We start from the raw sequence: 12061 nt of genomic DNA, 5'->3' as shown, positions 1-12061 counted from the left end.
GGAGCCGCTTACCGGAAAATCTGTGGAAATCTGTGAAATCTGTGGAACATAAAAAAGAGGTTTTCAGCCCCCCAACCAAACAGGGCGAGCTTCCGATTCAATTCCGTGCGCAATACGAAGGTGAAGAGTGGTGAAGAGTGGTACGTAACTCTTCACCTCTCGCAACCCCAGTGTTTATCGGGGTTTCAGCCGATTTGGTGAAGAGTGAAGAGTAAAAAGAAGAGTGGTGCTTTTATAAAAAAAGCTCCCGACGTATCGTTTTGTGCCTGGCAATGGCAGATTATTGCCCTGGTAAGGGGCAATGTTGTGCCATAGTGAGGCAATAAGCGCTACAAGCCGCTTTACGCCCCGTCAGTACTATCATGGCGACCTCTCAGTAACGTCTTTGCGCCTTGTAAGTACTATCGCTGTTGCTTGTAAGTGCTATCATCGTGCCTTGTAAGTGCTATCTTTGTTGCATCGGTTTTACGTAAAAAGTCTTCGGAGTAACCTTTACTTGTTGCCGGAAGAATTAATATTATAAGCCGGGGAAGCCTATATCTTCAGCCGCACAACAGCTGTTGTGCGCTTGCATAACAGCTGATATGCGCTCGCCCAACACCTGTTGTGCAAGCGGATATCAGCTGATGGACGATGAGTTGTTGGATATAAGTTCTGTATATGTATATGAACGAGCCGTAACGGCTTGGATACTTACAAGAAGTTTTCGCCAAATTACTCGAAAACTTAATGATGAAAAGTATAATTCTTTAATATTTTGCCCTAAATCATTGGTAATTTCGAGAAATAGTTGTAACTTTGCAAAGTTAAATATCAAGCATTACATCTATGAATAAAGATATTATCAACGAGTTCGCATCCTTCGATGAGTATCTTCGACAAGGAGAGCCGTCGCAGAAGGAAAGCGCCGAGAACTGGAAGACGGCTATCGGATTGCAGGCTGTAGATGGGCTGCAACCATCGGCGTATCTCATAGATGTGGCTAAACGAAACATCGAAGGAGAAATCACTCTGGATGAAACCAGAAAACTGATTGACTCTTACTATCAGAGCAAGACGATTTGCATATCCAGCCGACTGATGATTGGAAAGAGCAGCCAAGAATAGGTACCCCGCAAGCTATCCTCAAGTCCCCCACAAGTACCCCCACAAGTTCAGTCAACATGTGGAGACTCTTATTCTATCCTTTAACGATGAATATATGACATCTGCGGAAATTATGGGTGCAATCGGACTAAAGGACAGAAAAAGTTTTAGTGAACTATATTTAAACGCTGCCCTCTCAGAAAAAGCTATTGAGAGGAAATATCCAAACACCCCAAGACATCCACGCCAGCAATATCGGATGACAGAGCTGGCAAAGACTTGGAAAGAAGGGTATGAGAAAAAGAATAAATAACATCATAATAAAAATAGAAAACAAAAACAAGTAATGAAGAAAAAAGCAACGGTCCTTATCGCCTCTATCATGGCGTTCTGCGGAATCAATACCGCTCACGCTGACGAGGGAATGTGGACGATTTACAACTTGCCTAACGCTGTGTATGAGATGATGCAGCGCGAAGGCTTCAGTATGACTTACGACCAGCTCTACAACGGCGAGAACGCCTTGAAGAATGCTGTGGTTAATTTCTCTGGCTATTGCTCAGGCGTAGTCGTTTCTCCAGACGGTTTGGTATTTACCAACCACCATTGCGGTTTCGAGGCTATCAGAAGCCACTCTACCGTGGAGCACGACTATATGCTCAATGGTTTCTTTGCAAAATCATACGCAGAGGAATTGCCTAACGAGAATATGTTCGTCAGCTTCATGGTTGAACAGAAGGATGTAACCGATAAAGTGATGAGCCTCGGATACGAGAAACTCGACAACAAGAAGCGCGATGAACTCATCGATTCTCTGGAGAATGAGATGACTAAGGAGGTGAAGAAGAACGATTCTACCCTCCATATCACCGTTCAGCCATTCTACGAGGGCAACAAGTGGTACGCTACTACTTACCGCGACTTCACCGACCTGCGTCTGGTTTTCACCGTACCAAAGTCTATGGGCAAGTTTGGTGGCGATACAGACAACTGGATGTGGCCTCGCCAGACCTGCGACTTCTCTGTATTCCGCATCTATGCCGACCCTAAGACCAACGGTCCTGCTGCCTACAGCAAGGATAATGTGCCTTATCATCCAAAGCGTTGGGCACAGGTTTCTCTCCAGGGTTACAAGGATGGCGACTATGCGATGACCATGGGTTACCCAGGCAGCACAGAGCGTTATCTCTCAAGCTACGGAATCCAGACTATGCGCGATGCTGAGAATGCTCCTCGTGCCCAGGTTCGTGGCGTAAAGCAGGAGGTGATGCAGAAGCACATGCGTGCCGACGAGGCTGTACGCATCAAGTACGACAGCAAGTACGCCAGCTCTTCCAACTACTGGAAGAATGCCATCGGTATGAACAAGTGTATCGATTCTATCGGCATCGTGAATCTGAAGCGTGAGTACGAAACCCGTCTCCGTGCTTGGCAGGATACAGCCAAGGCTGCCAACGATCTCGCCCATAAGGTAGATTTCGATAAGCTCGCCAAGCTCTACAAGGAGAGCGCAGACGTGAAATACGCCTGGACCAACTTCTCTGAATCTTTCACCAGAAGAAGCAACATCGAGTTCTCTACCCGTGCCATCAAGCTCCAGACCAACATGGAGGTGAAGGGTCCTGAGAAGAACAAGAAGAAGCAGTATCATGAGTTTGAAGATAACTCTGCAGAATGGGATATGGCACTCGATAAGGAGGTGCTCGCTACCCTCTTGAAGAACTACAAGGAGCACGTAGATGCCAAATGGTTGCCTAAGTTCTACAAGACCATCGACGCTGAGTTTGGCGGCGACTACGCCAAGTATGTGGATTATCTCTGGGAGAAGTCGCTCATCATGAAGAAGGGTGCCAAGCTCTACTTCAACAAGAAGGGATATGAGAAGGATCCAGGCGTAAGCTTCGGTATGGATCTGAACGATGTATTTGCAGATTTCGCTGCTCAGATGGGCAGCATCAACGATAGCATCGCCGAGCAGGAGAAGTATCTCTGTGCTGCCAAGCTCCGTATGGAGGAGGACATGCCTCACTATAGCGACGCCAACTTCACCATGCGTTTGAGCTACGGTCAGGTAGGCGGTTTCGACCTCGGCGGCAAGCCATCAGGCTATTATACCACAGCCGAGAGCATCGTAGAGAAGATGAAGAAGGGCGATAAGGTTATCGATTACTACGCTGAGCCTATCATGCACGAGCTTCTCTCTGAGAAGGATTTCGGCAAGTATCAGGATAAGACGACTGGCAAGATGCAGCTCTGTTTCCTCACCAACAACGATATTACCGGTGGTAACTCTGGTAGCCCTATGTTCAACGGCAAGGGTGAGTTGATTGGTCTTGCCTTCGATGGCAACTGGGACAGCCTCAGCTCTGACATCAACTTCGACAAGCGTCTGGCTCGCTGCATTGGTGTAGATATTCGCTACGTGCTCTACCTGATGGATAAGTGGGGACACGCCGACCGCCTCTTGAAGGAGATCAATGCGAAGTAATTCCTATTTGGAAAAATAGAATGATAGAAAGTTTGTCCTGAGAGTAGTCTTAGGATGATAGAAACTTTTATCCTGAGGTAAAGATTAGTCTCAGGATAATATAAAAAGAGCGGAAAATCAGCTGTTAACTGTTAACCTGTTAACTCCTGACTTTCCGGCTCCCACCTTCCATTCCATCACCAAACCCAACTTATGATATTTGAGATTTCTTTCTATTTTACGAAGAAAAAGTTCCGTTCAACGTCTCTGAATGTCGGTTCAACGTCGCTGAACGAAACTTTCTATTAGGAGTAGAGACATCTACATATAAGAAGAGCACCCTTTCCTGAATAACAAGAAAGAGTGCTCCTTACTATCTAAACATACTCAACATATAAAATATGCTTTATTTCTTCTTAGGTCTGCGACGAGCCCAACCTTCTTCCTCGAAGTTTGGCTCCTCGCCCTTGAACTTCACGTTGTCGTTGCTCTGGAAGAACTGGCGCCAATCGCCTGTATCCTCCTGAGGACGAGACTTTCTTCCGCCACGAGATTCGCCACGGCTTCCACGGCCTCCCTTTCCACGAGAATCACGAGAATCTCTTGCATCTTCAGAAGAACCTCTGCGACCACGAGCTTCTGAACTGCGACCGCCTCTTTCTGAACCACGGCCGCCTCTGCCCTCAGAACTGCGTCCGCCACGGGCTGCTCTGCCATGACCTTCCTCATCAGCATCGTTACATCTTACGGTTCTGCCCTTGTACTCAGTACCATTCAAAGCCTTCATCACGCGCTTAGCATCCTCCTCAGGCACCTCGATGTAGGCAAACTTACTCAGCAGGTCGATGTGACCCACCTCCTGGCGACCCTTCACGTGCTTGTTCAGATACTGCATGATTTCGCCCGGATAGAAACCATCAGCCTTACCCAGGTTGATGAACAGTCTCTTGAAACCAGCCTCAGTCTCATGCTTTCTGCGGCCGTTAGAAACCTTGCCACGGCCCTCGCCACGGCTTCCACGACCTTCGCCGCCACGGGAACCCTTGCCTGTTTCCGGCTTGATGATCTCAGGAGCGTTCTTATAGTAATCGAGGAACTTACCGAAGGTGATGGTTACCATCTTCTTGATGATGTCCTCCTTGTCGATGTACTCAAACTGGCGGTTGATTTCAGCCATGTATGGTTCAATCTGATCCTCATCCACATCGGTCTTCATAATGTCGTCCATGGTCTTGAAGAGTTGCTTCTTGCAGATTTCCTCTGGGGTTGGCAAAACGCCATCCACGAAGTCCTTGCCAATCTGCTTCTCTATCTGACGAACCTTGAATTTCTCTCTTGTATGGATGATAGAGATGGATGTTCCCTTCTTTCCGGCACGACCGGTACGGCCGCTTCGGTGGGTGTAACTTGCCACATCATCAGGCAAACCATAGTTGATAACGTGAGTCAGATCATCTACGTCCAGACCACGGGCTGCCACATCGGTAGCCACCAGGAACTGAACGGTATGGTTGCGGAACTTCTGCATAGTGAGATCACGCTGCTGCTGACTCAAGTCGCCGTGCAGCGCCTCTGCATTATAACCATCCTTAATCAGCTTATCTGCAATATCCTGAGTCTCCAGCTTGGTGCGGCAGAAGATAATTGCAAAGATGCGTGGATAGAAATCCACCACGCGCTTCAGGGCGAGATACTTGTCCTTGGCATTTACCAGATAGTAGATGTGGTTTACATGCTCAGCACCCTCGTTGCGCGAACCCACTACGATTTCCTTGTGGTCGTGCAGGTAGTTGAGGGCAATCTTCTCGATGTCCTTGCTCATGGTAGCCGAGAAGAGCAGGGTATTTCTATCTTCCGGAACGTTCTCGAAGATGGCATTGATGCTCTCAGAGAAGCCCATGTTCAGCATCTCGTCAGCCTCATCAAGCACCACGTTGTTCACGTTCTCCAACTGAGCCACGCCACGATTAATCAAATCGAGCAATCGGCCAGGAGTAGCCACGATAATCTGCACACCATGCTTCAGGGTGCGAATCTGGCTTCCGATGTCGGTACCGCCATAAACTGCGGCAATATGCAAACCGTCGATGTACTTGGCAAAACTGTTCAAATCGTCTGCTATCTGGAGGCAGAGCTCACGTGTAGGACTGAGGATGACAGCCTGTGTCTGCTTGCTGTTGGCATCAGTTTTCTGGATTACCGGAATACCGTAAGATGCAGTCTTACCCGTACCGGTCTGCGCCAATGCAATCACGTCGTTCTTATTACCAAGCAAATATGGGATTACTTCTTCCTGAACTGGCATTGGATTCTCAAATCCAAGCTCTTCGATGGCACGGCGAATCTCCTCGCTCACGCCTAATTCTTCAAATGTCTTCAAATCTTTTTAACCTTAATTCATTATAATCTAAATGGAAGGCCGAATTCACCCTCCCAGCCATGAATTAGGGTGCAAAATCCTTCCGAAACGCTTGCGGCAATCCCACGCATTTATTAAGATTGCCTAAATTCGGGTGCAAAGATACGAAAAAAATGCGAGTTTCTTGCATTTTTTGCGCAGAATTCATTATCTTTGCATTATCTTTACAGATAAATCGGGCAATATTGCTCCGAACTGGCTAACAAGAATCATAAACATCAACCGAGAAGAACGAATATCGCGTCACAACGACATCGCTTAACCTCGAATAACAAAGAATCGAAAAAAATGAAAAAGGTAATTTTCACCCAGGATTGGATGGCAATGCATCCATACGAGAAACCAAACGAAGTAGATCAGTACTATACAGAACTGGCTAACGAAATATACCACGCCCTCGACGAGGCGTGCTTCACCCATCAGTTTAAGAATGTGGAGGATGCCAAGCAGCTTGCACTCAGCATTGCGGGCTACTTTGAGGATGTGATTTCCGGTGCAGGAATCTGGAAGGCGTTTACTGCAGAATGCAAGAAGCGCTACGGTACCTACATCCCATTCTATGAGAACGAGGATGATTTCGTTCCGAATACCCTGAACGAAGATGTTCCAGAATACGATCCGGAAGAAATCAACTTCGCCGACATCAAGTTCCTGTGCTGGCACCATTACCAGCAGAGCACCTACATTCAGGAAGCCGTTCCTTTCCTTTTCAGCACGATGACGCTGGCAGCCAAGCTTGCCTATAATCTTCTCGACAAGGAATACGAGACTGCGCCTGAGAATGAGCGTCTGATTGCCTATCTGAGCGAAATGCCTGTACTGGAGAGTCAGAATGAAGAAGAAGAGAAGCAGCTCGACGAAATCCATCGCCGCGACACGTTGGCTTGGTTCCACTATGGCTGCTACTTCAATGTGGGCAATCGCCAACGCCTGCAGTTCGCTCTCCAGCAGATGGCAAATTCTCCTCAGGGACTTACAGAGCCTATGGCCTACTCCGTACAGATGGAGATGACCATTGCCAGCAGAAGCAATCTTCTGGCGCTTACTTCCCTAGAGTGGCTTGAGAAGATTACGGCTGAAATGCCTACCCACAAGCTCTGGGAGGATAAGGAATTCAAGGAGAAGATCGAGAAGATGGAGGCTAGCGTAGATCGCGAGAAGGCTATCCACGATTACAACCTGCTGAAGGCAAAGGATTATGGCGACAAGTTCATCTTCCTGGAGGATGTGAAGACCCTGAAGGAGTTCCTCAATGAGATTGAATTCGAATTGCCTAAGGACATCCGATTCCCACAGAAATACGAGAAGGGCATCATCGTGAGCGCAAGTCCTTATACGGGTATCAATATCAGTTTCGGCTTCGCCCACTGCATCGCTTCGCCTGAGAATCCTTACTACAACGCTGAGCGCGCTGAGGAAGACAGCTTCAGCATCATCAGCGGCAACGGCCGCCCACTTCCTTACGAGATTGTGTGCAAGCTGATAGACAACAATATGTTGCCTGACGCCAATATCTTCACCAGCCGATATGTGAAGGAGGAAGGCTTGAAGATTACCCAGGCAAACCTCCAGTTCCTTGCCGATTACTATCTGATGGGCAGAAAGGACAAGGATCTGTCACCAGCAGAATTGTGGTAAAATCATACAGAATATTCAAAAGTTTAGAGAAGAAAGAGCGGAAAAACAACTGTTAACTCTGTTAACCCCCGGTTGTTCTTCCGCTCTTTTTTATTTTTAGTAATTTCTCAGTTAGTTATTCAAAAATCACTAATTTAAAATTTGCTTGCACTTGATTAACCAAGTCGCATAATCGGGAGTAAATGACTGTAAACTCTGTTAACCCCTATTTCAGATTCTTATCCAGAAACTCCAGCATTTTCTCCTGCGCCTTCAAACCGCAGGAATGAGGAATTTCCCAAAGCTCCGTATCCAGCAGATTATCAGCTCCCTGACTCTTCCAAACCTGATGCATTTCGCTGAAAGCATCTTTTACGCCGGGCACTGGGAAGAGCTTGTCTTTTGTACCATTGATGAAGAGCATCGGTTTCGGACAGGCGAGGGAGGCGATGTGAGGTTTGTCGATAAGAAATCTATCTTCCTGTTTATAAGATTAGTTATTGTTTGCAAAATTAAGAAATTATCCGCAAAAAGAGCCCAATAATCTCGATATTTTTGCGTACCTTTGCCTAAACATCTATAAATAACGGATAAAACATTATCAAATAGAAGATAAAGCAATATGAAAATAGCAGTTTTTTGTTCAGCAAATAAGAATATCGACCCCGACTTCTTCACATTGACTGAAGAGATGGGAAAGTGGATGGCTGAGAACGGCCACGACCTGGTTTTCGGCGGCTGCAACTCCGGTCTGATGGATTGCATTGGCAAGGCAGTAAAGGCGAATGGCGGCAGAACCATCGGTGTGGTTCCTACGCTTGTAGAGCGAGGCGGCAGAACCTTCCCTGACCTCGACATTGAGATTCCGTGTGATAATCTCAGCGACCGCAAGGACCTGATGCTTGCCCAGAGCGACATCTTCGTAGCCCTTCCTGGCGGCATCGGCACCCTGGATGAAATCTTCACCATCGCCGCCGCCCACACCATCGGCTACCATCACAAGATGGTGATTCTCTACAACATGAAAGGCTTCTGGAATTCCACCATCGCCCTTTTGGACGATATGGCAGAGAAAAGCATGATTCGTGGCGATTGGCGAGATGTGATTGAAGTGGCAGATAACCTGGAAGAATTGACAAAGCTCTGCGAGGGATAGAGCCATCTTTTCCAATTATATTTCAAGAAGAATTTTCAGACAAAAACGTGTATTTTTAAGAGAAAAAAGCTATAATTAGCTTATTTCTAATATTAATATGCACTTACAACTTTTTGTATATCAACTACAAAAACAAGATTTGCAAATTAAGCATGTTTCAACATGCTTAATTTGCACTAACGCAAAATTCCATACAAAGAGCAGTATAGATTTCAATTATTCATTAAACGCCATATTCTCCACAAACATTTTCAATTTATCAACCAGATATAATGGAAGATTGAGCAAATCATCGTCCTTCCTCATGTTAAGAGCAGAAAGACGAATTGATAGTTTAGGGAGATATTGCTTGCGATAATACGCCAGGCTCTTCGCCGTAACATTCTTGTCAGCCTTCACCTCGATAGGAATGATTTTACCAGCATCCTGCAACAGGAACTCCACTTCTGCCGTATTGCCAGAAGTCCAATAATAATGCTGGCTGCCATACTGGCGAACCAAAGCCTGCAGAACATAGTTTTCTGCCATCACCCCCTTGAACTCCGTAAAGAGATTGTCGCCCATCAATACCGTAGCAGCATCCAAATCAAACTTGCGCCCCAATAAGCCCACATCATTGAGATAAAGCTTAAAGGCATTATCTTTCTTATAGGCAGAAAGCGGCAAGCGAGGAGTTTCTATCGCCGAAACCCGATGCACCAATCCTGCCAGGCACAACCATTCGATGGCTCCCTCATACTCACGCGCCCTAGCCCCTTTCTGAACATCAGCATAACGGAACTTCTTGTCCTCACGAGCTAGCTGATTCTGCAAATTGCCCCAAACCTGAAACACACGTGGGATATCCTTGTTGCTGATGTGCTTGGCAAAATCAAGGGAATAAGACTGGAGGATAGCATCCTGAACCACCTTTACTTCCGCCCACGAACGAGTGTCGATGTAGGCACTTACCGCCTCGGGCATTCCTCCTAACACAAGATACAACTTGTAAGCATCTATCAGCTGCTGGTGCAACACCTCGGGCACAGACATCACCTCGTCTATCATCTGATAAGAATGATAGAGCTGGGCATCTGCCGCCCTCAGATATTCAGCAAACGATACGGGATAAAGCGTCATGAAGTCCACCTTACCCACGGGAAAAGATGCTCCTGTACGATTAAGAGCCACACCCAGGAGTGAACCTGCGCACACAACAGCGTACTCCGGAGCATCCTCGCAGAAATACTTCAAGCTATTCAATGCTTCATTGCATTCCTGAATCTCATCAAGAACAATCAGAGTGGAAGTTGGGATAATTTTCTTCCCCGTCATCAGCTCCATCGACTTAATGAGTTTCAAAGGCTCCTTGGTACGTTTAAAATCCTCCTTCACGGCTGGCATCGTATCAAAGTTGATGTAAACCATATCCTCAAAGCATTCCCTGCCAAACTTCTTCAATGCCCACGACTTACCTACCTGACGTGCGCCCTGCAACACCAATGGTTTGCGACGCGGATTCTCCTTCCACGCCTTCATTTTATCTAATATTTCTCTTTGTATTTCTGCCATAATTTCCTCGTTAATATGATTTTTCGGCAAAAATACACATTTTTCATATCAAAAAGTGGCAAACTTGCACATTTTTAATATTAATTAGGATTAGAACCTATAAAACGGAGTATTCAACTAAAAAGAAAGGGCGGAAAAACAACTGTTAACTGTTAACTCTGTTAACCCCAGTTGTTCTTCCGCCCTTGACATTTTCTTCAAGACAATCTATCCCTTATTTTCTTTCCCCAAAAGGAAATCGGAGAGGCTCATCATCAGAATGCCTTCTTCATTATAACCCGAACGATACCTATCCCCTACGATAATCAGTTTGCGGAAGCCATCGTTTACATTCAAAAGAGAAGCCTGCTCCTGATCTACCTTCTCCTTATCCGGCAAGGCATAAGCCGACTGGATATAGAGGCGTTCATCATGACGGTTCACCAAGAAATCTATCTCAAGATTCCTACGCTGCAGCTTGCCATTCTCATCCCGCCTGAAGCTCTCCACTGATCCCATATCCACAGTATAACCCTGCTTCCGCAACTCGTTATAAACCACGTTCTCCATGATATGGGTGAATTCTATCTGTCGGAAATCTACCACGGCATTTCTTATACCGATGTCCTCGAAATAATACTTGGTACCAGTACCAATATATTTGCGCCCCTTCACATCATAGCGCAAAGCCTCGCTGATGATGAAGGAATCCTGCAGGTTCTCCAGGTACCTGCCAATGGTTTTAGTACCGATTTCCACTCCTCCAACAGATTTGAACGTATTAGAAATTCTCTGCACATTCGTACAGGAACCAATCGTAGAAGCCAGAAGACGCACCAACTCGCGCATTCCATCAGAATTCTTCAGGCGATTACGCTCCAAAACATCCTTCAGATAAACCGTCTCATAAATCTCACGAAGATAATTCTGTTTCGCTTCAGGAGTTTCCATCTGCGCCACAGCAGGCAATCCACCATAAAGATAATAGGTTTCCAGGGCTTGACGCTCCTCTCCTCCTACCACTTCATAATATTCAGAAAAACTCAACGGATGGATTCGGATTTCCCAACCTCGACCACGAAACTCAGTTATCACATCCTTCGATAAGAATCGGGCATTGGAACCAGTAACATACACTTCGGCATTCTCTACATGGAGATAAGAGTTGAGCACATCTTCAAACTCCTTCACCATCTGAACCTCATCCAAGAGAATATAATACCTATTCTTATCTTTCATCTGAGCATCTATATGCTCCAGCAAAGCATCAGGGTCACGAAGTTTCTTGTTTCTGCGGTCTTCAAGATTTACCTGTATGATATGGTTCTCCGCAACACCTCTTTCAAGTAAATGCTTGCGGAAGATGTTGAACAAGAGGAAAGACTTACCACAACGGCGAATGCCGGTGATAATCTTTATCATCCCATTGCCTTCTGCCGAGATGAGCTTTTTCAAGTATGCTTTACGTTCAAAATACATAGTTTATGACGTTTTTTTGTGTCAAGACACGGTTTTCGGTCGCAAATATACGCTTTTTACTCGATAACGCCAAACTTTTTCATCGATTTAACTCTTCAGAAACATAAAAAAGGGCACGATTGCTCGTGCCCAATAGCAGAAATCTTTAAGAAGGCAAGTACTGCCATCGTTGCCTAATCGATGAGATGCAGAAAACCACATCAATATCTAAAATTTTTTTATTTGCCGTAGCAAATAGCAAAGAATGCTTTTAATGCTTAATAAATATGTGTACTCTGACACATACCATTAAAACTAATGCTAGAAG

At 45.9% G+C, this 12061-nt stretch carries 9 protein-coding genes; 5 read left to right on the top strand and 4 right to left on the bottom strand.

Translation table 11 applies throughout. The annotated features are described in order from the left end of the window. The first annotated feature begins 828 nt into the window (after positions 1 to 828). The 3 genes from CFT61_RS15855 to CFT61_RS15845 all read left to right on the top strand — a co-directional run bounded on the left by CFT61_RS15855 (position 829) and on the right by CFT61_RS15845 (position 3574). The gene (locus CFT61_RS15855; protein WP_089545368.1) at positions 829 to 1107 is read left to right on the top strand and encodes an antitoxin VbhA family protein; all 279 of its coding nucleotides are present in this window, start codon (positions 829 to 831) and stop codon (positions 1105 to 1107) included. Between the two features lie 112 nt (positions 1108 to 1219). Further along, a complete protein-coding gene (locus CFT61_RS16700) occupies positions 1220 to 1399 on the top strand; it encodes a Fic family protein (protein WP_176425639.1) in 180 nt (59 codons plus the stop codon). Between the two features lie 33 nt (positions 1400 to 1432). Continuing rightward, the gene (locus tag CFT61_RS15845) at positions 1433 to 3574 is read left to right on the top strand and encodes a S46 family peptidase (protein ID WP_089545366.1); all 2142 of its coding nucleotides are present in this window, start codon (positions 1433 to 1435) and stop codon (positions 3572 to 3574) included. Positions 3575 to 3959: 385 nt separating this feature from the next. Here CFT61_RS15845 and CFT61_RS15840 read toward each other — a convergent pair whose 3' ends face one another. After that, positions 3960 to 5933 (bottom strand): DEAD/DEAH box helicase, encoded by a 1974-nt coding sequence (locus CFT61_RS15840; RefSeq protein ID WP_089545365.1) that lies wholly within the window; start codon positions 5931 to 5933, stop codon positions 3960 to 3962. Positions 5934 to 6260: 327 nt separating this feature from the next. On the opposite strand from CFT61_RS15840, the gene CFT61_RS15835 reads away from it, so the two are divergent. After that, the gene (locus CFT61_RS15835) at positions 6261 to 7610 is read left to right on the top strand and encodes a DUF3843 family protein (RefSeq protein ID WP_089545364.1); all 1350 of its coding nucleotides are present in this window, start codon (positions 6261 to 6263) and stop codon (positions 7608 to 7610) included. 205 nt (positions 7611 to 7815) lie between these two features. On the opposite strand, the gene CFT61_RS15830 is transcribed toward CFT61_RS15835, so the two are convergent. Beyond that, positions 7816 to 8013 carry a hypothetical protein gene (locus tag CFT61_RS15830; RefSeq protein ID WP_437176836.1) on the bottom strand — a complete coding sequence of 66 codons (198 nt, stop codon included), beginning with the start codon at positions 8011 to 8013 and terminating at the stop codon, positions 7816 to 7818. 198 nt (positions 8014 to 8211) lie between these two features. Between CFT61_RS15830 and CFT61_RS15825 the strand changes: the two genes are divergently transcribed. Further along, positions 8212 to 8745 (top strand): TIGR00730 family Rossman fold protein, encoded by a 534-nt coding sequence (locus CFT61_RS15825; RefSeq protein ID WP_089545363.1) that lies wholly within the window; start codon positions 8212 to 8214, stop codon positions 8743 to 8745. A gap of 216 nt (positions 8746 to 8961) precedes the next feature. Here CFT61_RS15825 and CFT61_RS15820 read toward each other — a convergent pair whose 3' ends face one another. Then, positions 8962 to 10296, bottom strand: a complete 1335-nt coding sequence (locus CFT61_RS15820; RefSeq protein ID WP_089545362.1) for an ATP-binding protein — start codon at positions 10294 to 10296, stop codon at positions 8962 to 8964. 207 nt (positions 10297 to 10503) lie between these two features. Next, the gene (locus CFT61_RS15815) at positions 10504 to 11754 is read right to left on the bottom strand and encodes an ATP-binding protein (RefSeq protein ID WP_089545361.1); all 1251 of its coding nucleotides are present in this window, start codon (positions 11752 to 11754) and stop codon (positions 10504 to 10506) included. Between the last annotated feature and the right edge of the window lie 307 nt (positions 11755 to 12061).

Origin of the sequence: Segatella copri, from assembly GCF_002224675.1 — a bacterium.
Lineage (GTDB): Bacteria > Bacteroidota > Bacteroidia > Bacteroidales > Bacteroidaceae > Prevotella > Prevotella copri_U.
Note: the sequence above shows the minus strand (reverse complement) of the source record. Positions and strands in the feature narration are given on the sequence as shown.

Bases quoted from the DNA above. Each gene is read 5' to 3' on its own strand.
- CFT61_RS15815 (WP_089545361.1), bottom strand. From the start codon at position 11,754: ATGTATTTTGAACGTAAAGCATACTTGAAAAAGCTCATCTCGGCAGAA.
- CFT61_RS15820 (WP_089545362.1), bottom strand. From the start codon at position 10,296: ATGGCAGAAATACAAAGAGAAATATTAGATAAAATGAAGGCGTGGAAG.
- CFT61_RS15845 (WP_089545366.1), top strand. From the start codon at position 1,433: ATGAAGAAAAAAGCAACGGTCCTTATCGCCTCTATCATGGCGTTCTGC.
- CFT61_RS15835 (WP_089545364.1), top strand. From the start codon at position 6,261: ATGAAAAAGGTAATTTTCACCCAGGATTGGATGGCAATGCATCCATAC.
- CFT61_RS15855 (WP_089545368.1), top strand. From the start codon at position 829: ATGAATAAAGATATTATCAACGAGTTCGCATCCTTCGATGAGTATCTT.
- CFT61_RS15830 (WP_437176836.1), bottom strand. From the start codon at position 8,013: ATGCTCTTCATCAATGGTACAAAAGACAAGCTCTTCCCAGTGCCCGGC.
- CFT61_RS15825 (WP_089545363.1), top strand. From the start codon at position 8,212: ATGAAAATAGCAGTTTTTTGTTCAGCAAATAAGAATATCGACCCCGAC.
- CFT61_RS16700 (WP_176425639.1), top strand. From the start codon at position 1,220: ATGGGTGCAATCGGACTAAAGGACAGAAAAAGTTTTAGTGAACTATAT.